The organism is Gemmobacter caeruleus, from assembly GCF_008271655.1.
GTDB lineage: Bacteria > Pseudomonadota > Alphaproteobacteria > Rhodobacterales > Rhodobacteraceae > Gemmobacter > Gemmobacter caeruleus.
This window is the reverse complement of sequence record NZ_VKKX01000011.1, coordinates 354,634-374,096: the sequence shown is the minus strand read 5'-3', so window position 1 is coordinate 374,096 and position 19,463 is coordinate 354,634. Positions and strand designations below refer to the sequence as shown.

Here is a 19,463-nt window from a genome sequence, read left to right as displayed (position 1 = left end):
CCCGATCGGAAATCATGCGTCAGACGCGGCGACGCTTCGGCGGACGGCAGCCGTTATGGGCCAGCGGCGTCACGTCGCGGATCGAGGTGATGGTCAGGCCAACCGCGGCCAGCGCGCGCAGCGCCGATTCGCGGCCCGAACCCGGACCCTGCACTTCGACTTCGACGGTCTTCATGCCGTGTTCCTGCGCCTTGCGGGCAGCGTCCTCGGCGGCCATCTGGGCGGCGTAGGGGGTCGATTTGCGCGAACCCTTGAAGCCCATCGTGCCCGACGACGACCAGGAGATCGCGTTGCCCTGCACGTCCGAGATCAGGATCTTGGTGTTGTTGAACGAGGAGTTCACATGAACGACGCCGGCGGCGATGTTCTTGCGCTCTTTCCGCTTCATGCGGGTCTTGTCACGAGCCATATCTGAACCCTCCCCTTACTTCTTCTTGCCAGCGATCGGCTTGGCCGGGCCCTTGCGGGTGCGGGCATTGGTGTGGGTGCGCTGACCGCGAACCGGCAGGTTCCGGCGGTGACGCAGGCCGCGGTAGCAGCCGAGGTCCATCAGGCGCTTGATGTTCATCGACACTTCACGGCGCAGGTCGCCTTCCACGGTGAAGTTCGCGTCGATATATTCGCGGATCGCCAGCACTTCGGCATCCGAGAGCTGGTTGACGCGGCGGGTGCGGTCGATGTTCAGAGCTTCGCAGATCTGCTCGGCGAAATGGGCGCCGATGCCATGGATATACTGCAGAGAAATCGGAACCCGTTTCCCGGTCGGGATGTTGACGCCAGCAATACGTGCCACGCGTATCTTCCTTCATTGTTGCGGTTCCGTAATGCCAGAACCTTTTTTCACAACCCCGGCACGGCGTGGAGAATTGCATTAGACGCCGCCCGGATCGAACATCCCCGGAAACGAATCCCCTTGCGGGAAAACGAAAGCCACGGACGATTCCCTTTCGGGACGCCGTGGCTTAGGGGGTTTTGCGTCACCCGTCAAGGGCGCGGCGCGCAAGTTTCACTTGCTGTCAAGAAGTTTCGCAATCGCCGCGCCGACATCCGCCATGGGGGCCATGCCATCCACCTGCTTCAGGTCGCCCTTGGCATAGTAATACCCGGTCAGCGGCGCGGTCTTCTTGTAATATTCGCGCAGACGGCCGGCAAAGACCTCGGGATTGTCATCGGCGCGCACGGTCTGACCGGCGGCGGCGGCCTCCTCGGCCCGGCGCACGATGCGGGCGACCAGCGCCTCGTCATCGACCACCAGCTCGATCACCGCATCCAGCTTTTGCCCGGTCCGCGCCAGAAGCGCGCCCAGGGCATCGGCTTGCGCCAGCGTGCGCGGGAAACCGTCAAAGATGAAGCCGCCGCCCGCGGGCCCGGCCATCTTTTCCTCGATCAGCCCGATCACGATCTCGTCGGTAACCAACTGGCCCTTGTCCATCACCTCGGCGACGCGCTTGCCCATTTCGGTGCCCGAGGATTTGGCCTCGCGCAGCATGTCGCCGGTGGAAAGCTGAACCATGTTCCGCTCATCGACGAGCCGCTTCGCTTGCGTTCCCTTGCCAGCGCCGGGCGGTCCGAGAAGGATGATATTGGTCATGGGTCAGTCTCTCTCCCTTGCGAACTGGCTCAGCGACGTGTCGGTGCCTTGCTGCCCGAACGCTTGCGTCCGCGCAACTGCGACTTTTCGATCAGGCCCTCATATTGATGGGCCAGAAGATGCGACTGGATCTGGTTGATCGTGTCCATCGTCACCGAGACCACGATCAGAACCGAGGTGCCGCCGAAATAGAACGGGATCGCCAGCTGGTTGCGGATGATCTCGGGCAGCAGGCAGACGAAGGCCAGATAGGCCGCGCCGATCACCAGCACCCGGTTCACCACATATTCCAGATATTCCTCGGTCTTCTTGCCGGGACGGATGCCCGGAACGAAGCCGCCCTGGTTCTTCAGGTTGTCCGCCACCTCATCGACCTTGAAGGCGACGTTATGAGTGTAGAAATAGGCGAAGAACACGATCATGGCCGCGAAGAACAGCAGATAGAGCATCTGCCCCGGCCCGAAATAGGCGAGGATCGTGGACATGATCGGGCCGCTTTGCGTATGCGAGAAGGCCGCGATCGTGGTCGGCAACAGCAAGAGCGACGAGGCAAAGATCGCCGGGATCACGCCCGCCGGGTTCACCTTGATCGGCAGGTGGCTGGAGCCGCCATCATAGATCTTCATCCCCACCTGGCGGCGCGGATACTGGATATGGATCTTGCGCAGGGCGCGTTCCATGAACACGACAAAGGCGATCACCACCACGACCATGACGATCACGCCGATGATCACGGCCGGCGAGATTGCCCCCGAACGTCCCTGGCTGAAGAACTGCGCCAGTGCGGCGGGGATCTCGGCCACGATGCCGACAAAGATGATGAGCGAGGTGCCGTTGCCGATGCCGCGCGCGGTGATCTGTTCACCCAGCCACATCAGGAACATGGTCCCGCCGACCAGCGTCACCACCACCGAAAGCTTGAAGAACAGCCCCGGCTCATGCGCCAGGTCGCCCGCTTCCAGGCTGACCGCGATACCCCAGGCCTGAAACAGCGCCAGCGCCACGGTGCCGTAGCGCGTATACTGGTTCATCTTCTTGCGGCCCTGCTCGCCTTCCTTCTTCATCTGCTCCAGCGACGGCACCATGGAGGCCAGAAGCTGCACGATGATCGAGGCGGAGATATAGGGCATGATGCCGAGGGCAAAGATGCCCATCCGGCTGATCGCGCCGCCCGTGAACATGTTGAGGATGCCGCCAAGACCGGCCGACACATCCGACATGAAGTTGCGTAGCGCCGCGCCGTCGATGCCGGGAACCGGAATATAGGTGCCCAGGCGATAGACGATCAGCAGCCCGATGGTAAAGAAGATGCGTTGGCGAAGGTCGGTCGCCTTGCCAAGGGCGCCCCAGCTCAGGTTCGCCGCCATTTGCTCTGCAGCAGATGCCATGCCGATGCTCTTTCATGCGAGCGCCGCCGAACCGTCTTCCGGGTCGGCGGCGCGGGAAAACTTGATCCCATGTAAGCGGTCTTGCGACCGCTCACAACATCATTCCGCAGCTGCCTGCGCCACGTTCAGTTTGCCGCCCGCCTTCTCCACGGCCTCGATGGCCGATTTGGAGGCGCCGGTGACGGTCAGGGTGATCTTCGAGGTGATCTCGCCCTTGGCCAGCACGCGGATGCCGTCATGTTTGCCCTTGGTCACGCCGGCCGCGATCAGCGCGTCCTCGGTGATCTCGGCTTTCGCGTCCAGCTTGCCGGCGGCGATGAATTTCTCGATCAGGCCCAGATTGACGACCGCGTATTCCTTGGCGTTCGGCTTGTTGAAGCCGCGCTTCGGCAGACGACGGTAGAGCGGCATCTGGCCGCCTTCGTAGCCGCCGATGGCGACGCCCGAACGCGATTTCTGGCCCTTGATACCACGGCCGGCGGTCTTGCCCTTGCCCGAACCGGGACCACGCGCCACGCGCTTCTGCTTGCGGGCCGCGCCGTCGTTGTCGCGAAGTTCATTCAGTTTCATGTCGCTTCTCCTTGGCCGGAAATGCCCCCACAAGCGACAGAGGGACACACACGGCGTTTCTTGGTGATTCTTGTGGCGAGCCGCCACCGGGGGCGTATAGCCGCCGCCGCCATGCAACGCAAGTCTCGGAACTGGCCCGGGCGCGTGCCCAGGCTTGACCTTTGGCCGCGCCGCCCCTTTCCTGTCACAAGCCACGGCCCGGAGAGAAAGGATGACCGCGCTCTATCTGTCATCGGCGCTGGCATATCTGGCGGTGCTGGCCCTGTTCGCTGCCCTGCATCTGCGCGGCGAATACAGCCCGATCCGCCAGGCACTGAGCGATTATGCCCTGGGCGCCTCGCAGCTTCTGTTCCTGCGCTACGCCGTGGCGGGGATCGTGGCAAGCACCCTGCTGGCCGCAGCACTGCTGGTGGATGGGCGGTTCAGCCTGCGGGCGGGGCTTTGCCTGCTGGGCATGGCCGCGCTGCCGCTGGGCGTGATCGTCTATCCCACCGATCTGGAGGGCAGGCCGCACAGCCGCACCGGCCGCTTGCACCTGGCCTTCGCGGTGGCGAATTTCGCACTGGCCTATATCGCGGTGGATGACCTGCTGCCCGATGCGCGCCTCTTGCCGCCGCCCGGTTTCCGCACGGTGCTGGGCGCGCTTTACTGGCTGGTCACCGCCTCGCTTCTGGGCGTAGCGATAAGCCTGGTCCACGCGCTGCGCCACCGTATGTTCGGCCTGCTGGAGCGGGTCTATCTGGCCAGTTCGGCGCTCTGGCTCGGTCTGTTCGCCCTCGGCATGGCCTGGCCGCGGCTCTGATCCCCCTGCCCCGGCTAGCGCGAAGGGGGCCAGGCGAATTCCGGCCGCAACCCCGCAAAGACCGGGCGCCCGTCATCGGGTTTGGCATAGCCCTTTGTCTCGTCCCAGAAGGCGTGATAGCTGGCTTGCGGGAAATGCCCCACATCATAGCCCATCACATTGGGCACCGCGACACGGATGCGGTGCTGCCGGTCATCCAGCAGGATCGCCGCGCCACATTCCTTGCAGGTGCAAAGCTCCAGCGGACCGTCGGGATTGGCCGCGTTGAACGGCTGGCGCGCCAGCAATTCCGGGTGATCCACCGTCAGATCGCCATAGTCAAAGAAAGCGACATGCGTGGTCTGCTGGCCGGTCACGGCCTTGCATACATTGCAATGGCAGACATGGTTGTCGATCGGTTCCTTGTCGGCTGTCACATGCACATGCGCACAGCCGCCTTCGTATTTCGCGCCCATCTTCGCAGCCCCCTTTTCGCCGGACCGGGGCGAAGGGCCCCTCCGGGCAGGGTCATGCTACCACGGCGCGGGCCAAACGCAAAACGCCCCGCGACATCTCGCGGGGCGTTCTGATTTCGGGCTGCCGGGTGCGTGCCGGGCACGCACCGCCGCAATCAGCCGCGCTCTTCGATGATCTTCACAAGATGCGAGATCTTGTTGACCATACCACGGACCGAAGGGGTATCCTCCAGCTCACGGGTGCGGCGCAGCTTGTTCAGGCCCAGGCCCTTGAGCGTCGCGGTCTGGATCGCGGGGCGACGGGCCGCCGAGGCGACCTGCTGAACGACGATGGTTTTCTTCGCCATGATCAGGCCTCCACGCTTTCAGCTTCGGGCTTTTTCAGGATCTCGGCCACTTTCTTGCCGCGACGCTGCGCGACCGAACGGGGCGAGGCCTCATGCTTCAGGCCGTCGATGGTGGCCCGGATCATGTTGTAGGGGTTTTGCGACCCCAGCGATTTGGCCACGATGTCCTGGATGCCGACCATCTCGAACACGGCGCGCATCGGACCACCGGCGATGATCCCGGTGCCCGGCACGGCCGAGCGCATGACGACCTTGCCGGCGCCATGACGGCCTTCCATGTCGTGATGCAGGGTGCGGCTGTCCTTCAGCGGCACGCGGATCAGCGAGCGCTTGGCCTGTTCAGTGGCCTTACGGATCGCCTCCGGCACCTCTTTCGCCTTGCCCTTGCCGAAGCCCACGCGACCGCGCTGGTCGCCGACCACCACGAGCGCGGCAAAGCCAAAGCGTTTGCCGCCCTTCACGGTTTTCGACACGCGGTTGATGGCCACCAGACGATCGGCGAATTCCGGGGTTTCTTCCCGGGCATCGCTGCGACGGTCATCGCGACGGCCTTCACGACGGTTTTCACGTTCTGCCATTTTTCAACTCCTCAGAACTTCAGGCCGCCTTCACGGGCAGCATCGGCCAAAGCCTTGATCTTCCCGTGAAAGAGGAAACCGCCACGGTCGAAGTAGCACTCTTCGACACCGGCCTTTTTCGCGCGTTCCGCAATCGTGGCGCCCACCTTGGCGGCGGCCTCCAGATTGTTCTTGCCGACGAAGCCCAGATCTTTCTCCAGCGTGGACGCCGCGGCGAGGGTGACCCCGCGCACGTCGTCGATCAGCTGGACGCTGATGTTCTTCGACGACCGATGCACCGACAGACGCGCACGCCCGGCAGACATCGATTTCAGTTTGTTCCGGACGCGCAGGCGGCGCTTGAGGAACAGCTCTCTCTTGTTGTTCGCCATCTTCGCTATCCTTACTTCTTCTTACCTTCCTTGCGGAAGACGAACTCGTCCTTGTAGCGGATGCCTTTGCCCTTGTAGGGCTCGGGGCGCTTCCACTCGCGGATGTTCGCGGCGACCTGACCAACGAGCTGCTGGTCGATCCCTTCCACAACGATTTCGGTCTGCTTCGGGGACGTGACAGTCACGCCCTTCGGCACTTCGAAGTTCACTTCATGCGAATAGCCGAGCGACAGTTTCAGAACATTGCCCTGCATCGCGGCGCGGTAACCCACACCCTGAATTTCGAGCTCTTTCTTGAAGCCGTCGGTCACGCCGATGACGAGATTTTCGACCATCGAGCGGGCCATGCCCCATTGCTGGCGGGCGCGCTTGGAGGTGCCACGCGGGGTCACCTTCACCGAGCCCTCTTCCAGCGTCAGGGTCACGTCGTCGGTCGCGGTGAAGGAACGGGTGCCTTTCGGCCCCTTCACTTCGATCGACTGGCCTTTGATTTCGGCCGAGACGCCCTTGGGAAGTGCGACGGGTTTTTTGCCGATACGAGACATCTAACCCTCCTCAGAACACGGTGCAGAGCACTTCGCCGCCGACATTGGCGGAGCGTGCAGCTGCATCGGACATCACGCCCTTCGGGGTCGAAACGATGGAAACGCCCAGGCCATTGCGGACCGACGGGATTTCCTTGACGCCCATATAGACGCGGCGGCCGGGTTTCGACACGCGCTTCAGTTCACGGATGACGGGCTCGCCTTCATAGTATTTCAGCGAGATCACCAGCTCGCCCTGACCATTGTCGGTCGAGGCGCGCTCGTAGCCACGGATATAGCCTTCCGAGGCCAGCACATCCAGAACCCAGGCACGCAGCTTGGAGGCCGGGGTGGAGACGGTCGATTTACCGCGCGCCTGAGCGTTGCGGATGCGGGTCAGCATATCGCCGAGAGGATCGTTCACAGACATGTCGGTCCTCCTTACCAGCTCGACTTGACCATGCCCGGGATCTGGCCGAACGAGGCCAGTTCACGCAGCATGATCCGCGACAGTTTCAGCTTACGGTAGTAAGCATGGGGACGGCCGGTGAGCTGGCAGCGGTTGTGCAGCCGGGTCGCCGACGAGTTGCGGGGCAGTTGGGCCAGCTTTTGCGCGGCGGCGAAACGCTCCGCGACGGGCAGGTCCTGGTTCGAGATGATCTCTTTGAGAGCAGCGCGCTTGGCGGCGTACACGTCCACCAGGTGCTGACGCTTCTTCTCGCGTTCGATCATGGATTTCTTGGCCATAATGATTTCCTCGCGCGATCAGCTGGAGAACGGCATGTTGAAGTGCTTGAGCAGCGACTTCGCTTCAGCGTCGGTCTTGGCGTTGGTGCAGATGATGATGTCCATGCCCAGAACGTCGTCGATCTTGTCGAAGTCGATCTCGGGGAACACGATCTGCTCTTTCAGCCCCATGGCATAGTTGCCACGGCCATCGAACGACGTGCCCTTGACGCCGCGGAAGTCGCGGACGCGCGGCAGCGCGACGTTGATGAGACGGTCGAGGAATTCATACATCCGGTCGCCACGCAGGGTCACCTTGCAGCCCAGCGGCATCTCTTCCCGCACGCGGAAGCCGGCGATCGACTTCTTGGCGTGGGTGATGACAGCCTTCTGACCCGCGATGGCGGTCAGCTGCTCGGCGGCAGCCTTCACCTTCTTGGTGTCCTTCACGGCTTCGCCAACGCCCATGTTGATCACGATCTTGTCCAGACGCGGGATCTGCATGTCGTTCTTGTAGGCGAACTCTTCTTTCAGAGCGGCGCGGATGGCGGCCTTGTAGGTGGCCTTCAGACGCGGGGTGTAGTCAGCAGCGTCGAGCATCAGATCACGTCCCCCGTGGTCTTGGCGAAACGCACCTTCTTGTCACCTTCCATGCGGAAGCCGACGCGGGTGGCCTTGCCGTTCTTGTCCAGGATCGCCAGGTTCGACAGGTCGATCGGCATCGCCTTGGCGACGCGGCCGCCCTGTGCGGTCTGCGATTGCTTGGTGTGGCGGATCGCGATGTTCACGCCTTCGACAACGGCTTTGTTCGCCGACGGATTCACCGAGGTGATCTCGCCTTGCTTGCCCTTGTCCTTGCCGGCCAGAACGACGACCTTGTCGCCTTTTTTCAGTTTCGCAGCCATATCACAGCACCTCCGGCGCCAGCGAGATGATCTTCATGAAGTTCTTGGCACGCAGCTCGCGCACGACCGGCCCGAAGATACGGGTGCCGACCGGTTCGCCCTGGTTGTTCAGGATGACGGCGGCATTGCGGTCAAAGCGGATCGAGGTGCCGTCTTCACGACGCACTTCTTTCGCGGTGCGAACGACGACGGCCTTGCGGACATCACCCTTCTTCACGCGACCTTTCGGAATCGCCTCCTTGACCGACACCACGATGATGTCGCCCACGGATGCGTAGCGGCGATGCGAGCCGCCCAGAACCTTGATGCACTGAACCCGGCGAGCGCCAGAGTTGTCAGCAACATCCAGATTGGTCTGCATCTGGATCATTTGGTTTCTCCCGACCTTTGGAGCGGCTGATCAGCACCACCCCAGGGTTTCGTTCAGATACTGAACGTCGGGATCGAAGGGCCTTTTCAGGCTTCGATCACGACGGTCCAGCGCTTGGTCTTCGAGATCGGCGCGCATTCTTCGATACGCACGGTGTCACCGACCTTGAATTTGTTCTCCGCGTCATGGGCGCGGTATTTCTTCGACTTCCGCACGGTCTTTTGCAGGAGCGGGTGCTTAAAGCGGCGCTCGACCAGAACGGTGATGGTCTGTTCGTTCTTGTCCGAGGTGACGACACCTTGCAGGATACGCTTGGGCATGGGTCTTCTCCTCAGTTCGCAGCAGCAGCGGCTTGCTGGTTCAGAACCGTCTTGATACGGGCCACTTCCTTGCGGACGGCACGCATGCGGGCGGTGTTCTCAAGCTGGCCGGTCGCTTGCTGGAAGCGCAGATTGAACGCCTCCTTCTTGAGCGCCACGAGCTGATCACGCAGCTCGGCCGGCGTCTTGGCCTTCAGTTCCTTGGCGGACATGCGCCTTTTCCTTTCACAATCGCCAGCAGGCCCCTGGGTTCAGGGTGACCGATGATCTGGCGGATCAATGATATACCGACGAATCCGAGTCGCCCCGGAGCCGCAGATGCGCCCGTTTACGGGGGGTGGCCCGGAAAGGCAAGCAGATTCTGCCCCCGTTGCCGCCCCCCTGCCCCGCCGAGCGCGCAAAGCAAAACCCCCGCCCTGTCGGGCGGGGGTTCCGGTCTCGGGCAAGCCCGTAAACCTTACCAGTCTTCGCGGGCCACGATGCGGGTGGTGACCGGCAGTTTCATCGCGCCGAGGCGCAGCGCTTCACGGGCGATCGTCTCGCCCACGCCGTCGATCTCGAACATGATGCGGCCCGGCTTCACCTTGCACGCCCAGTAATCGACCGAACCCTTACCTTTACCCATACGGACTTCGGTGGGTTTCGACGAAACCGGAACATCCGGGAAAATCCGGATCCAGACCCGGCCCTGACGTTTCATGTGGCGGGTGATCGCACGGCGCGCGGCCTCGATCTGGCGCGCGGTGACGCGCTCCGGCTCGGTGGCCTTCAGGGCGAACGAGCCGAAGTTCAGGGCGAAACCGCCCTTGGCTTCGCCGTGGATCCGGCCCTTGTGCTGTTTGCGGAACTTCGTCCGTTTCGGTTGCAGCATCTTTTTCTACTCCCTTACGCGCGCTCGCGCTCGCGGCGCTGCGGACGCGGAGACGGGGTCTCCTCCGACAGACGACGGTCATGCGCTTGCGGATCGTGCTCGAGGATCTCGCCTTTGAAGACCCACACTTTCACGCCGATGATCCCGTAGGGGGTCTTGGCTTCCGACAGCGCATAGTCGATGTCGGCGCGGAGCGTGTGCAGCGGCACACGGCCTTCGCGATACCACTCGGTCCGGGCGATCTCGGCGCCGCCGAGACGGCCCGAAACGTTGACACGGATGCCCAGGGCGCCCAGACGCATCGCGTTCTGCACGCCGCGCTTCATGGCGCGACGGAAGGACACGCGGCGCTCCATCTGCTGGGCGATCGACTCGGCCACCAGCTGGGCGTCAAGCTCGGGCTTGCGCACTTCGACGATGTTCAGGTGCAGTTCCGACGCGGTGAATTTCGCGAGCTTCTTGCGAAGGCCCTCGATATCCGCGCCTTTCTTGCCGATGATCACGCCCGGACGCGCGGTGTGAATGGTCACACGGCACTTCTTGTGCGGACGCTCGATGATCACCTTGGACACGCCGGCCTGCTTGCATTCTTCATGCACGAACTCGCGGATCTTCAGATCCTCGAGCAGCAGGTTGCCATAGTCCTTCGAGTCGGCGAACCAGCGGCTGTCCCAGGTGCGGTTGACCTGGAGACGCATCCCGATGGGGTTGACCTTCTGACCCATTACGCAGTCTCCCCTTGCTGACGCACCTTGATGGTGATTTCCGAGAACGGCTTCATGATCTTGCCGAACCGGCCACGGGCACGCGGACGGCCGCGCTTCATCACCAGGTTCTTGCCGCACCAGGCTTCCGCAACCACCAGCTCGTCAACGTCGAGACCGTGGTTGTTTTCGGCATTGGCGATGGCCGATTGCAGGCACTTCAGCACGTCTTGCGCGATCCGCTTCTTGGAGAAGGTCAGATCGGCAATCGCCTTGTCCACCTTCTTGCCGCGGATCAGGCCGGCGACGAGGTTCAGCTTCTGCGGCGAGGTGCGAAGCATGCGGGCTTTCGCCAGCGCTTCATTGTCCGCCACGCGGCGCGGATTCTTTTCCTTACCCATGGCTTACTTCCTCTTGGCTTTCTTGTCGGCGGCGTGACCGTAATAGGTCCGGGTCGGCGAATATTCACCGAACTTCTGGCCGATCATTTCTTCGGTCACAGCAACCGGGATGTGCTTCTTGCCGTTGTAGACGGCGAAGGTCAGACCCACGAAATGCGGCAGGATGGTCGAACGACGCGACCAGATCTTGATCACTTCCGATTTGCCCGACTCGCGCGCCTTTTCTGCTTTCTTCAGCAGATAGGCATCGACGAAGGGGCCTTTCCAGATAGAACGTGCCATGGATCAGCGCCCCTTCTTCTTGGCGTGGCGCGACCGGACAATATACTTGTCGGTCTGCTTGTTCGAACGGGTGCGGTTGCCCTTGGTGCCCTTGCCCCACGGGGTGACCGGGTGACGGCCGCCCGAGGTCCGGCCTTCACCACCACCATGCGGGTGGTCGATCGGGTTCATCGCGACGCCGCGGACCGTCGGACGCACGCCCTTGTGGCGCATACGACCGGCTTTACCGAAGTTCTGGTTCGAGTTGTCGGGGTTCGACACGGCACCAACGGTCGCCATGCATTCCTGACGCACCATGCGCAGTTCGCCCGAGGACAGGCGGATCTGGGCATAGCCACCGTCACGGCCGACGAACTGGGCATAGGTGCCGGCGGCGCGGGCCAGCTGGCCGCCCTTGCCGGGCTTCAGTTCGACGTTGTGGACGATCGTGCCGATCGGCATGCCCGAGAAGGGCATCGCATTGCCCGGCTTCACGTCGGTCTTGGCGCCGGCGACAACGGTGTCACCCACGGCCAGACGCTGCGGCGCCAGGATGTAAGCCAGTTCGCCATCGTTGTATTTCACGAGAGCGATGAAGGCGGTGCGGTTCGGATCGTATTCGATCCGCTCGACGACCGCCGGAACGTCGAACTTGCGACGCTTGAAGTCAACGACGCGGTAGAGACGCTTCGCGCCACCACCCTTGTGCCACATCGTGACGCGTCCGGTGTTGTTACGGCCACCCGTCTTGGTCAGACCCTCGGTGAGGGCTTTGACCGGACGGCCTTTGAACAGCTCCGAACGGTCGATCAGAACCAGCCCACGCTGGCCAGGCGTCGTCGGTTTATACGACTTGAGTGCCATGCTTTCTGTCTTCCGTCTGCTTGCGCATAACGCCCCCCTACCCTTGCGGATGTCGGGTCGCCTTCGCGCGGTTGAAGGGCTCCGAAGATCCCCGGTGAGCTGCGGAACCGTGATTCCGCAAAAAACCCGCGGCCCCGGTTATCCCGGGGCCGCGCGATTCGTGGGGCCTTCTATCAGAGGCCCGAAGCCACGTCGATAGTGTTCCCCTCTTCGAGGATCACATAGGCTTTCTTCTTGTCGCTCCGCTCGCCGGGACGGCCGCGGAAGCGCTTGACCTTGCCCTTCGCGATGACGGTGTTCACGGCCTTCACCTTCACACCAAAGACCGCCTCGACGGCTTCCTTGATCTGGGGTTTGGTCGCGTCCATCGCCACGAGGAAGGTCGCCGCATTCGAGGTTTCGGCCGCAAGGGTCGATTTCTCGGTGATGATCGGCTTCTTGATCAGGTCGTAATGTTCGGGCTTGGCGGTCATTTCAGACGAGCCTCCAGAGCTTCGATCCCGGCCTTGGTGATGACCAGTTGGTCACGGCGCAGGATGTCATAGACGTTGGCGCCCATCGACGGCAGCACATCAATGGTCTCGATGTTACGGGCAGCCTTGGCGAAGTTTTCGTTCACTTCGGCGCCGTCGATGATCAGAACGCGCTTCCAGCCCAGTTCCTTCGCGGCCTTCGCCAGCTGCGCGGTCTTGGCTTCCGCCAGGGCCAGCGTATCGACGATGATCAGTTCACCCGCCTTGGCTTTCGCCGAGAGCGCATGACGCAGACCGAGCGCGCGGAACTTCTTCGGCAGGTCATGGGCGTGCGACCGCGGGGTCGGGCCCTTGTAGACGCCACCGTGACGGAAGATCGGGGCCTTCTTGGAACCGTGGCGGGCGCCGCCGGTGCCTTTCTGGCGATAGATCTTCTTGGTCGAGTAGGAGACTTCCGACTTGCCCAGAACCGAATGCGTGCCGGCTTGCGCTTTCGCGCGCTGCCAGCGCACCACACGGTGCAGGATGTCGGCGCGCGGCTCGAGGCCGAACAGCGCTTCGTCCAAGTCGATGGAACCGGCCTTGCCGCCGTCCAGCTTGATCACATCAAGTTTCATGCTTCACCCCCTTCGACGGCGGCTTCAGCAGCCGGAGCGGCCGAACGCACGGCAGCCGGCAGCGGCAGACCGGCCGGAGCCGCTTTCTTCACCGCATCCTTGATGGTGACCCAGCCACCCTTGGAACCGGGCACGGCGCCCTTCACCAGGATGAGGCCGCGATCGGCATCGGTCTTCACGACTTGCAGGTTCTGCGTGGTGACGCGAACGGCACCCAGATGACCCGCCATCTTCTTGCCCTTGAACACCTTGCCGGGGTCCTGGCACTGGCCGGTCGAACCATGCGAACGGTGCGAGATCGACACACCGTGCGAGGCCCGCAGACCGCCGAAGTTGTGACGCTTCATCGCACCGGCAAAGCCTTTACCGATCGAGGTGCCGGCGATGTCAACGAACTGACCCGCGAGATAGTGGTCGGCGGTGATTTCCGCGCCCACATCAATCAGGTTTTCCGCCGAAACGCGGAACTCGGCCACTTTGCGCTTCGGCGCCACATTCGCTTTCGCGAAATGGCCACGCTGCGCGGCGGTCGTGTTCTTGGCCTTGGCATTGCCCGCGCCCAGCTGGACGGCGGTGTAGCCATCCTTGTCGGCGGTGCGTTGCGCGACGACCTGAAGGGCGTCGAGCTGGAGGACGGTCACAGGAACCTGCTTGCCGTCTTCGAGGAACAGCCGGGTCATGCCCAGCTTCTTGGCGATAACACCAGAACGCATCGGTTTCGCCTCCCCTTACACTTTGATCTCGACATCCACGCCAGCGGCGAGGTCGAGCTTCATCAGCGCGTCCACGGTCTGGGGGGTCGGATCGACGATGTCGAGAAGACGCTTATGCGTGCGGATTTCCCACTGGTCGCGCGACTTCTTGTCGATGTGCGGACCACGGAGAACCGTGAATTTCTCGATCTTGTTCGGCAGCGGGATCGGGCCGCGCACTTGCGCGCCGGTCCGCTTGGCCGTGTTCACGATTTCCTGCGTCGAGGCATCCAGGACGCGGTAATCGAAGGCTTTGAGCCTGATGCGGATGGTCTGAGACATATGTGCCCCTTGGGCTCGGCGGGAAGCTTCGGGCCGGCGCACCGCCCCCAAACCCCTCTTCCGTAGGTTTCTTGCATAGGGATGAAAGAAACGAGTCGGCCCCGAAAGGCCGACCCGTTCACATCGAGGGGGCGTTTAGACCGCCTGCGCCCGTAAAGCAAGGGGGGAATCGCGGATCGTGCGATTTCAGGCGCGCGGACGGCCTAAAGATCGTCCACTATATCGAGCAGGCGCACCGGCCCGCGCCTGCGGCCGCTCAGCCGCAGCGGCAATTCCCGCACCGGGAACCCGTGCGCGATCATCACCGCCTCTATCAGCAATGCAGCGCCCAAGGGCTGTAACAGCAATCCCAGCCACAGCGTCATGCCGATACGCACGCGGCTGCGCATCTCGCCGGTGGTCGGATCATAGCGCCCGGGCAGGATCTCCCCCTGCCTCGGCGGGTTGCCCTTGAGCCATACCTGGCCGACATATTCGACGCGCGGTGGCGGGGCGTCGGCCAGTGCAAATGTTGGCCGATAGAGCGGCTCGTCACCTTCCCGCCCGATCTTTTGCACGTCAACGACGAGCAGTTGCGCGGGATCAGAGCGCAGAAAGAAGCCCGGTCCGTCGCCCATCAAGTGATAACCGAGAAAGATGCCCGCGGCGCCAGACAGCGCATAAACGAATGTAAACCAGACGATACCAAGAAGACGCATGACGCAAGGCCCCAGAACCAGAGCGCCGATTTCGCCCATCACTGCGGCCAGATTATGTCACCCCGCCCCCCCCCCCCGATCCTTCGTCGAAGGATCGGCTGTTGCGCGGGGGGGGAATGGAAAAGGCCGCCCCCGGGGGGGGGGCGGCCTTTCTGTCCGATGACCTTGCGGGTCACCTGAACATCATCACTCGATGATCTTCGACACGACGCCGGCGCCGACGGTGCGGCCGCCTTCGCGGATGGCGAAGCGCAGCTTCTCTTCCATCGCGATCGGCGCGATCAGCGACACGTTGAACTTCAGGTTGTCGCCCGGCATCACCATCTCGGTGCCTTCCGGCAGCTCAACGGTCCCGGTCACGTCGGTCGTGCGGAAGTAGAACTGCGGACGGTAGTTCGCGAAGAACGGGGTGTGACGGCCGCCTTCTTCCTTGGTCAGGATATAGGCCTCGGCCTCGAACTTCGTGTGCGGCTTCACCGAGCCGGGCTTGCACAGCACCTGGCCGCGCTCGATCCCGTCACGGTCCACGCCACGCAGCAGCAGACCCACGTTGTCGCCCGCTTCGCCCTGATCCAGCAGCTTGCGGAACATCTCGACGCCGGTGCAGACGGTTTTCTTCGACGGACGGATGCCGACGATTTCCAGTTCTTCACCAACCTTCACCACGCCGCGCTCGATACGGCCGGTCGCCACGGTGCCACGACCCGAGATCGAGAACACGTCCTCGACCGGCATCAGGAAGGGCTGATCCACGGCGCGCGCCGGGGTCGGGATGTATTCGTCCACCGCCGCGATCAGCGCGCGGATCGCGTCCTCGCCGATTTCCTTGTCGGTGCCGTTCATCGCCGCCAGGGCCGAGCCCTTGATGATCGGAATGTCATCGCCCGGGTAGTCGTAGGACGACAGCAGTTCGCGGATTTCCATTTCCACGAGTTCCAGCAGCTCCGGGTCATCGACCTGGTCCACCTTGTTCATGAACACCACCATGTAGGGGATGCCCACCTGGCGACCCAGCAGGATGTGCTCGCGGGTTTGCGGCATCGGGCCGTCAGCGGCCGAAACCACCAGGATCGCGCCGTCCATCTGCGCGGCACCCGTGATCATGTTCTTCACATAGTCCGCGTGGCCGGGGCAGTCGACATGCGCATAGTGGCGCGATTCCGACTCGTATTCCACGTGGGCGGTCGAGATCGTGATGCCACGAGCACGCTCTTCCGGCGCGCCGTCGATCTGGTCATAGGCGCGGAATTCGCCGAAATACTTCGTGATCGCCGCCGTCAGCGTCGTCTTCCCGTGGTCAACGTGGCCGATCGTGCCAATGTTGACGTGCGGTTTGTTCCGTTCAAACTTTGCCTTTGCCATTTGGCAAACTCCTCATTGGTTCAGATGCGCCGGGCAAGCCCGGCCTACAGGGTGGTAGGGCGGGGTTGCCCCCGCCGCACCGATCAGGCGTATTTCTTCTGGATTTCCTGCGAGATGTTCTCGGGGACGGCGTCATAATGATCGAAGATCATGGTGAACACCGCGCGGCCCGACGACATGGAGCGCAGGTTGTTGATGTAGCCGAACATGTTTGCCAGCGGCACCATCGCGTTGATCACGTTGGCATTGCCGCGGGTGTCCTGCCCCTGCACCATGCCCCGACGCGAGGTCAGGTCGCCGATGATGGAACCGGTATATTCTTCCGGCGTCACCACTTCGACTTTCATGATGGGCTCCAGCAGTTTCGCGCCGGCCTTTTTCAGACCTTCGCGCATGGCGGCACGCGAGGCGATTTCAAAGGCCAGAACCGACGAGTCGACGTCGTGGAACGCACCGTCCACCAGCGCGACCTTGAAGTCGATGACCGGGAAGCCGGCCAGCGGGCCCGAATCCATGACCGACTTGATGCCCTTTTCGACGCCGGGGATATATTCCTTCGGCACCGCACCACCCACGATCTTCGATTCGAACGAATAGCCTTCGCCCGGCTCGGTCGGGGTGATCTGGAGCTTCACGCGCGCGAACTGGCCGGTACCACCGGTCTGTTTCTTGTGCGTATAGTCGATTTCATGCGCCTGCGAGATGGTCTCGCGATAGGCCACCTGCGGGGCACCGATATTCGCCTCGACCTTGAACTCGCGACGCATGCGGTCCACGAGGATGTCGAGGTGAAGTTCGCCCATGCCCTTCATGATGGTCTGGCCGGATTCGAAGTTGGTCTCGACGCGGAAGGACGGGTCTTCGGCGGCCAGACGCGCGAGGGCGAGGCCCATCTTCTCCTGGTCGGCTTTCGACTTCGGCTCCACCGCGATCTCGATCACCGGCTCCGGGAAGGTCATGGTTTCCAGAACAACCGGGTTGTTCGGGTCACACAGGGTATCCCCGGTGGTGGTCTCTTTCAGACCGGCCAGCGCGATGATGTCGCCCGCGAAGGCTTCTTCGATTTCCTCGCGGTTGATGGCGTGCATCATCATCATGCGGCCCACGCGCTCGCGCTTGCCCTTGGTCGCGTTCAGCATCTGGTCGCCCTTCTTGAGGACGCCGGAATAGATGCGCGTGAAGGTCAGCGAGCCGACGAAGGGGTCGTTCATGATCTTGAACGCCAGCGCGGCATAGGGCTGCGCGTCATCGGCCGAACGGGCGATGTCGCGGGTTTCGCTTTCGTCGCCCGGTTTGAAGCCCATATAGGCGGGCACGTCCAGCGGCGAGGGCAGATAGTCGATGACCGAGTTCAGAACCGGCTGCACGCCCTTGTTCTTGAACGCCGAACCGGCGGTGACCGGCACGAAGGCCATTGCCAGCGTGCCCTTGCGGATCAGCTTGCGCAGCGTTTCCACATCGGGCTCGTTGCCTTCCAGGTAGGCTTCCATGGCGTCGTCGTCTTGCTCGACCGCCAGTTCGACCAGCTTGCCGCGCCATTCCTCGGCTTCCGCCTTGAGGCTGTCACGGATATCCTGGATGACCCAGGACGCGCCCAGGTCTTCGCCTTGGTAGACCCATTCCTGCATCGTCACGAGGTCGATGATGCCTTCCAGCTTGTCCTCGGCGCCGATCGGCAGAGCGATCGGGGCGGGGGTCGCGCCGGTGCGGTCCTTGATCATGTGGACGCACTTGAAGAAGTCGGCACCGATCTTGTCCATCTTGTTGACGAACACGATGCGCGGCACCTTGTAGCGGTCAGCCTGACGCCACACGGTTTCGGTTTGCGGCTCCACGCCGGCATTGGCGTCGAGCAGACAGACCGCACCGTCCAGAACGGCCAGCGAACGTTCCACCTCGATGGTGAAGTCCACGTGGCCGGGGGTGTCGATGATGTTGAAGCGGTGCTTCGGGCTCAGCGGGGTGGAGCCATCTTCGGTGCGTTCCCAGAAAGTGGTGGTCGCAGCCGAGGTGATGGTGATCCCGCGCTCTTGCTCCTGCTCCATCCAGTCCATCGTCGCGGCGCCGTCATGGACTTCGCCGATCTTGTGGGACTTGCCGGTGTAATACAGGATGCGCTCGGTCGTCGTGGTTTTACCCGCGTCGATATGCGCCATGATCCCGAAGTTGCGGTAGAGGTTCAGCGGATATTCGCGTGCCATGATGGCGACCCCTTACCAGCGGTAATGGCTGAACGCTTTGTTCGCGTCGGCCATCTTGTGGGTGTCTTCGCGCTTTTTCACGGCGGTGCCGCGGTTGTTCACCGCGTCAGCCAGTTCGGCGGCCAGACGTTCTTCCATGGTGTTTTCGTTGCGCTTGCGGGCCGCGGTGATGACCCAGCGGATCGCCAGGGCTTCGCGGCGCTCGGTGCGCACTTCGACCGGAACCTGATAGGTCGCACCGCCCACACGGCGGGAACGGACCTCGACGGCCGGCTTGACGTTGTCCAGGGCTTCATGGAAAGCCTGAACCGGCTCGCGCTTGAGGCGCTTTTCCATGCGCTCCAGCGCGCCATAGACGATCGATTCGGCGACGGATTTCTTGCCGTCGATCATCAGGTTGTTCATGAACTTGCTCAGCACGCGATCGCCATATTTGGCGTCGGGCAGGATTTCGCGCTTTTCGGCGGCGTGACGACGGGACATCTCTCAGTTCCTCACTTCGGACGCTTCGCGCCGTATTTCGAACGACGCTGACGACGGTCTTTGACGCCCTGGGTATCCAGAACGCCGCGCAGGATGTGGTAACGCACACCGGGAAGGTCTTTCACGCGGCCGCCACGGATCAGAACCACCGAGTGCTCCTGAAGGTTGTGCTTTTCGCCGGGAATGTAGCTGATGACCTCGAAACCGTTGGTCAGGCGCACCTTGGCGACCTTCCGCATAGCGGAGTTCGGCTTTTTCGGGGTCGTGGTGTACACGCGGGTACACACGCCGCGCTTCTGGGGGCAGGACTCCAAGTGCTGCGACTTGGACCGCGTCTTCCGTGCTTCCCGCGGCTTGCGGATCAGCTGTTGGATCGTCGGCATTAAACTAGCCTCTATCTTGCAACCCGTTCAATCACCGCTCGTCAACGGCGTTTCCGGGGGCATTTCTTCAAGATGTGCCCTGCGCGTCCGCAAAACACGAAAACCGCACGCGCCCCTTGCCTGGGGCCGACGCGGTGGAATTTCAGAGGATCGAGGCCGGGGCC

Annotated in this window: 32 protein-coding genes; 1 reads left to right on the top strand and 31 read right to left on the bottom strand. The window is 62.7% G+C overall.

The features are described from left to right. Positions 1–19: 19 nt before the first annotated feature. The 5 genes from rpsK to rplO form a co-directional block, all read right to left on the bottom strand. A complete protein-coding gene (rpsK, locus tag FOA17_RS04290; RefSeq protein ID WP_054301602.1) occupies positions 20–409 on the bottom strand; it encodes a 30S ribosomal protein S11 in 390 nt (129 codons plus the stop codon). 15 nt (positions 410–424) lie between these two features. After that, complete coding sequence (gene rpsM, locus FOA17_RS04285; RefSeq protein WP_149140236.1) at positions 425–793, bottom strand: 30S ribosomal protein S13; 369 nt, start codon at positions 791–793, stop codon at positions 425–427. A gap of 213 nt (positions 794–1,006) precedes the next feature. Beyond that, entirely contained in the window at positions 1,007–1,591 is a 585-nt protein-coding gene (locus FOA17_RS04280) for an adenylate kinase (protein ID WP_149140235.1), read from the bottom strand. Between the two features lie 29 nt (positions 1,592–1,620). Next, positions 1,621–2,979: a preprotein translocase subunit SecY gene (secY, locus tag FOA17_RS04275; RefSeq protein ID WP_149140234.1), complete on the bottom strand. Its 1,359-nt coding sequence runs from the start codon at positions 2,977–2,979 to the stop codon at positions 1,621–1,623. 99 nt (positions 2,980–3,078) lie between these two features. After that, complete coding sequence (gene rplO, locus FOA17_RS04270; protein ID WP_149140233.1) at positions 3,079–3,549, bottom strand: 50S ribosomal protein L15; 471 nt, start codon at positions 3,547–3,549, stop codon at positions 3,079–3,081. A 211-nt stretch (positions 3,550–3,760) separates the two neighbouring features. Here rplO and FOA17_RS04265 point away from each other — a divergent pair, with 211 nt between their 5' ends. Further along, positions 3,761–4,351, top strand: coding sequence for a DUF998 domain-containing protein (locus FOA17_RS04265; protein ID WP_149140232.1), 591 nt, complete (start codon positions 3,761–3,763; stop codon positions 4,349–4,351). Positions 4,352–4,365: 14 nt separating this feature from the next. Here FOA17_RS04265 and FOA17_RS04260 read toward each other — a convergent pair whose 3' ends face one another. The 26 genes from FOA17_RS04260 to rpsL form a co-directional block, all read right to left on the bottom strand. Further along, positions 4,366–4,806, bottom strand: a complete 441-nt coding sequence (locus FOA17_RS04260) for a GFA family protein (RefSeq protein ID WP_149140231.1) — start codon at positions 4,804–4,806, stop codon at positions 4,366–4,368. Between the two features lie 155 nt (positions 4,807–4,961). After that, complete coding sequence (gene rpmD, locus FOA17_RS04255) at positions 4,962–5,153, bottom strand: 50S ribosomal protein L30 (RefSeq protein ID WP_149140230.1); 192 nt, start codon at positions 5,151–5,153, stop codon at positions 4,962–4,964. 2 nt (positions 5,154–5,155) lie between these two features. Further along, positions 5,156–5,731 carry a 30S ribosomal protein S5 gene (gene rpsE / locus FOA17_RS04250; RefSeq protein WP_149140229.1) on the bottom strand — a complete coding sequence of 192 codons (576 nt, stop codon included), beginning with the start codon at positions 5,729–5,731 and terminating at the stop codon, positions 5,156–5,158. Between the two features lie 11 nt (positions 5,732–5,742). Then, positions 5,743–6,102, bottom strand: a complete 360-nt coding sequence (rplR, locus tag FOA17_RS04245) for a 50S ribosomal protein L18 (RefSeq protein WP_149140228.1) — start codon at positions 6,100–6,102, stop codon at positions 5,743–5,745. Positions 6,103–6,113: 11 nt separating this feature from the next. Continuing rightward, positions 6,114–6,647 carry a 50S ribosomal protein L6 gene (gene rplF, locus FOA17_RS04240; RefSeq protein WP_149140227.1) on the bottom strand — a complete coding sequence of 178 codons (534 nt, stop codon included), beginning with the start codon at positions 6,645–6,647 and terminating at the stop codon, positions 6,114–6,116. 10 nt (positions 6,648–6,657) lie between these two features. Then, complete coding sequence (gene rpsH / locus FOA17_RS04235; RefSeq protein ID WP_149140226.1) at positions 6,658–7,056, bottom strand: 30S ribosomal protein S8; 399 nt, start codon at positions 7,054–7,056, stop codon at positions 6,658–6,660. Between the two features lie 11 nt (positions 7,057–7,067). After that, positions 7,068–7,373, bottom strand: coding sequence for a 30S ribosomal protein S14 (gene rpsN, locus FOA17_RS04230; RefSeq protein WP_054301612.1), 306 nt, complete (start codon positions 7,371–7,373; stop codon positions 7,068–7,070). 18 nt (positions 7,374–7,391) lie between these two features. Then, complete coding sequence (gene rplE, locus FOA17_RS04225; protein WP_149140225.1) at positions 7,392–7,952, bottom strand: 50S ribosomal protein L5; 561 nt, start codon at positions 7,950–7,952, stop codon at positions 7,392–7,394. Then, entirely contained in the window at positions 7,952–8,257 is a 306-nt protein-coding gene (gene rplX, locus FOA17_RS04220) for a 50S ribosomal protein L24 (RefSeq protein ID WP_149140224.1), read from the bottom strand. Before rplX ends, rplE begins: the two co-directional genes overlap by 1 nt. A gap of 1 nt (position 8,258) precedes the next feature. Continuing rightward, the gene (rplN, locus tag FOA17_RS04215) at positions 8,259–8,627 is read right to left on the bottom strand and encodes a 50S ribosomal protein L14 (protein ID WP_023666245.1); all 369 of its coding nucleotides are present in this window, start codon (positions 8,625–8,627) and stop codon (positions 8,259–8,261) included. A gap of 86 nt (positions 8,628–8,713) precedes the next feature. Next, positions 8,714–8,947: a 30S ribosomal protein S17 gene (gene rpsQ / locus FOA17_RS04210; protein WP_149140223.1), complete on the bottom strand. Its 234-nt coding sequence runs from the start codon at positions 8,945–8,947 to the stop codon at positions 8,714–8,716. A gap of 11 nt (positions 8,948–8,958) precedes the next feature. Continuing rightward, positions 8,959–9,159: a 50S ribosomal protein L29 gene (gene rpmC, locus FOA17_RS04205; RefSeq protein ID WP_149140222.1), complete on the bottom strand. Its 201-nt coding sequence runs from the start codon at positions 9,157–9,159 to the stop codon at positions 8,959–8,961. Between the two features lie 245 nt (positions 9,160–9,404). Further along, entirely contained in the window at positions 9,405–9,818 is a 414-nt protein-coding gene (gene rplP, locus FOA17_RS04200; RefSeq protein ID WP_149140221.1) for a 50S ribosomal protein L16, read from the bottom strand. A gap of 14 nt (positions 9,819–9,832) precedes the next feature. Then, entirely contained in the window at positions 9,833–10,543 is a 711-nt protein-coding gene (rpsC, locus tag FOA17_RS04195; protein ID WP_149140220.1) for a 30S ribosomal protein S3, read from the bottom strand. Beyond that, positions 10,543–10,923, bottom strand: a complete 381-nt coding sequence (gene rplV / locus FOA17_RS04190) for a 50S ribosomal protein L22 (RefSeq protein ID WP_149140219.1) — start codon at positions 10,921–10,923, stop codon at positions 10,543–10,545. The genes rpsC and rplV overlap by 1 nt, the downstream gene beginning before the upstream one ends. A gap of 3 nt (positions 10,924–10,926) precedes the next feature. Beyond that, positions 10,927–11,205, bottom strand: coding sequence for a 30S ribosomal protein S19 (gene rpsS, locus FOA17_RS04185; protein WP_149140218.1), 279 nt, complete (start codon positions 11,203–11,205; stop codon positions 10,927–10,929). Positions 11,206–11,208: 3 nt separating this feature from the next. Then, complete coding sequence (gene rplB, locus FOA17_RS04180) at positions 11,209–12,048, bottom strand: 50S ribosomal protein L2 (RefSeq protein WP_054301621.1); 840 nt, start codon at positions 12,046–12,048, stop codon at positions 11,209–11,211. 173 nt (positions 12,049–12,221) lie between these two features. Beyond that, positions 12,222–12,521, bottom strand: a complete 300-nt coding sequence (locus FOA17_RS04175) for a 50S ribosomal protein L23 (protein ID WP_149140217.1) — start codon at positions 12,519–12,521, stop codon at positions 12,222–12,224. After that, a complete protein-coding gene (rplD, locus tag FOA17_RS04170) occupies positions 12,518–13,138 on the bottom strand; it encodes a 50S ribosomal protein L4 (protein ID WP_149140216.1) in 621 nt (206 codons plus the stop codon). Before rplD ends, FOA17_RS04175 begins: the two co-directional genes overlap by 4 nt. After that, complete coding sequence (gene rplC, locus FOA17_RS04165; protein ID WP_149140215.1) at positions 13,135–13,851, bottom strand: 50S ribosomal protein L3; 717 nt, start codon at positions 13,849–13,851, stop codon at positions 13,135–13,137. The genes rplD and rplC overlap by 4 nt, the downstream gene beginning before the upstream one ends. 15 nt (positions 13,852–13,866) lie before the next feature. Continuing rightward, on the bottom strand, positions 13,867–14,172 hold the full coding sequence (gene rpsJ, locus FOA17_RS04160; RefSeq protein ID WP_054301625.1) for a 30S ribosomal protein S10: 306 nt from the start codon (positions 14,170–14,172) through the stop codon (positions 13,867–13,869). Between the two features lie 203 nt (positions 14,173–14,375). Continuing rightward, positions 14,376–14,909 carry a hypothetical protein gene (locus FOA17_RS04155; RefSeq protein WP_149140214.1) on the bottom strand — a complete coding sequence of 178 codons (534 nt, stop codon included), beginning with the start codon at positions 14,907–14,909 and terminating at the stop codon, positions 14,376–14,378. Positions 14,910–15,056: 147 nt separating this feature from the next. Next, complete coding sequence (gene tuf, locus FOA17_RS04150) at positions 15,057–16,232, bottom strand: elongation factor Tu (RefSeq protein ID WP_149140199.1); 1,176 nt, start codon at positions 16,230–16,232, stop codon at positions 15,057–15,059. Between the two features lie 83 nt (positions 16,233–16,315). Next, positions 16,316–18,433, bottom strand: coding sequence for an elongation factor G (gene fusA / locus FOA17_RS04145; RefSeq protein ID WP_149140213.1), 2,118 nt, complete (start codon positions 18,431–18,433; stop codon positions 16,316–16,318). Between the two features lie 12 nt (positions 18,434–18,445). Further along, positions 18,446–18,916, bottom strand: a complete 471-nt coding sequence (rpsG, locus tag FOA17_RS04140; protein ID WP_054303068.1) for a 30S ribosomal protein S7 — start codon at positions 18,914–18,916, stop codon at positions 18,446–18,448. An 11-nt stretch (positions 18,917–18,927) separates the two neighbouring features. Beyond that, positions 18,928–19,299: a 30S ribosomal protein S12 gene (gene rpsL, locus FOA17_RS04135; RefSeq protein ID WP_091303734.1), complete on the bottom strand. Its 372-nt coding sequence runs from the start codon at positions 19,297–19,299 to the stop codon at positions 18,928–18,930. Positions 19,300–19,463: the final 164 nt, after the last annotated feature.

Coding starts and splice junctions, on each gene's coding strand:
- rpsK (WP_054301602.1), bottom strand. CDS start 409: ATGGCTCGTGACAAGACCCGCATGAAGCGGAAAGAGCGCAAGAACATC.
- FOA17_RS04280 (WP_149140235.1), bottom strand. CDS start 1,591: ATGACCAATATCATCCTTCTCGGACCGCCCGGCGCTGGCAAGGGAACG.
- secY (WP_149140234.1), bottom strand. CDS start 2,979: ATGGCATCTGCTGCAGAGCAAATGGCGGCGAACCTGAGCTGGGGCGCC.
- rplO (WP_149140233.1), bottom strand. CDS start 3,549: ATGAAACTGAATGAACTTCGCGACAACGACGGCGCGGCCCGCAAGCAG.
- FOA17_RS04265 (WP_149140232.1), top strand. CDS start 3,761: ATGACCGCGCTCTATCTGTCATCGGCGCTGGCATATCTGGCGGTGCTG.
- FOA17_RS04260 (WP_149140231.1), bottom strand. CDS start 4,806: ATGGGCGCGAAATACGAAGGCGGCTGTGCGCATGTGCATGTGACAGCC.
- rpmD (WP_149140230.1), bottom strand. CDS start 5,153: ATGGCGAAGAAAACCATCGTCGTTCAGCAGGTCGCCTCGGCGGCCCGT.
- rpsE (WP_149140229.1), bottom strand. CDS start 5,731: ATGGCAGAACGTGAAAACCGTCGTGAAGGCCGTCGCGATGACCGTCGC.
- rplR (WP_149140228.1), bottom strand. CDS start 6,102: ATGGCGAACAACAAGAGAGAGCTGTTCCTCAAGCGCCGCCTGCGCGTC.
- rplF (WP_149140227.1), bottom strand. CDS start 6,647: ATGTCTCGTATCGGCAAAAAACCCGTCGCACTTCCCAAGGGCGTCTCG.
- rpsH (WP_149140226.1), bottom strand. CDS start 7,056: ATGTCTGTGAACGATCCTCTCGGCGATATGCTGACCCGCATCCGCAAC.
- rpsN (WP_054301612.1), bottom strand. CDS start 7,373: ATGGCCAAGAAATCCATGATCGAACGCGAGAAGAAGCGTCAGCACCTG.
- rplE (WP_149140225.1), bottom strand. CDS start 7,952: ATGCTCGACGCTGCTGACTACACCCCGCGTCTGAAGGCCACCTACAAG.
- rplX (WP_149140224.1), bottom strand. CDS start 8,257: ATGGCTGCGAAACTGAAAAAAGGCGACAAGGTCGTCGTTCTGGCCGGC.
- rplN (WP_023666245.1), bottom strand. CDS start 8,627: ATGATCCAGATGCAGACCAATCTGGATGTTGCTGACAACTCTGGCGCT.
- rpsQ (WP_149140223.1), bottom strand. CDS start 8,947: ATGCCCAAGCGTATCCTGCAAGGTGTCGTCACCTCGGACAAGAACGAA.
- rpmC (WP_149140222.1), bottom strand. CDS start 9,159: ATGTCCGCCAAGGAACTGAAGGCCAAGACGCCGGCCGAGCTGCGTGAT.
- rplP (WP_149140221.1), bottom strand. CDS start 9,818: ATGCTGCAACCGAAACGGACGAAGTTCCGCAAACAGCACAAGGGCCGG.
- rpsC (WP_149140220.1), bottom strand. CDS start 10,543: ATGGGTCAGAAGGTCAACCCCATCGGGATGCGTCTCCAGGTCAACCGC.
- rplV (WP_149140219.1), bottom strand. CDS start 10,923: ATGGGTAAGGAAAAGAATCCGCGCCGCGTGGCGGACAATGAAGCGCTG.
- rpsS (WP_149140218.1), bottom strand. CDS start 11,205: ATGGCACGTTCTATCTGGAAAGGCCCCTTCGTCGATGCCTATCTGCTG.
- rplB (WP_054301621.1), bottom strand. CDS start 12,048: ATGGCACTCAAGTCGTATAAACCGACGACGCCTGGCCAGCGTGGGCTG.
- FOA17_RS04175 (WP_149140217.1), bottom strand. CDS start 12,521: ATGACCGCCAAGCCCGAACATTACGACCTGATCAAGAAGCCGATCATC.
- rplD (WP_149140216.1), bottom strand. CDS start 13,138: ATGAAACTTGATGTGATCAAGCTGGACGGCGGCAAGGCCGGTTCCATC.
- rplC (WP_149140215.1), bottom strand. CDS start 13,851: ATGCGTTCTGGTGTTATCGCCAAGAAGCTGGGCATGACCCGGCTGTTC.
- rpsJ (WP_054301625.1), bottom strand. CDS start 14,172: ATGTCTCAGACCATCCGCATCAGGCTCAAAGCCTTCGATTACCGCGTC.
- FOA17_RS04155 (WP_149140214.1), bottom strand. CDS start 14,909: ATGGGCGAAATCGGCGCTCTGGTTCTGGGGCCTTGCGTCATGCGTCTT.
- tuf (WP_149140199.1), bottom strand. CDS start 16,232: ATGGCAAAGGCAAAGTTTGAACGGAACAAACCGCACGTCAACATTGGC.
- fusA (WP_149140213.1), bottom strand. CDS start 18,433: ATGGCACGCGAATATCCGCTGAACCTCTACCGCAACTTCGGGATCATG.
- rpsG (WP_054303068.1), bottom strand. CDS start 18,916: ATGTCCCGTCGTCACGCCGCCGAAAAGCGCGAAATCCTGCCCGACGCC.
- rpsL (WP_091303734.1), bottom strand. CDS start 19,299: ATGCCGACGATCCAACAGCTGATCCGCAAGCCGCGGGAAGCACGGAAG.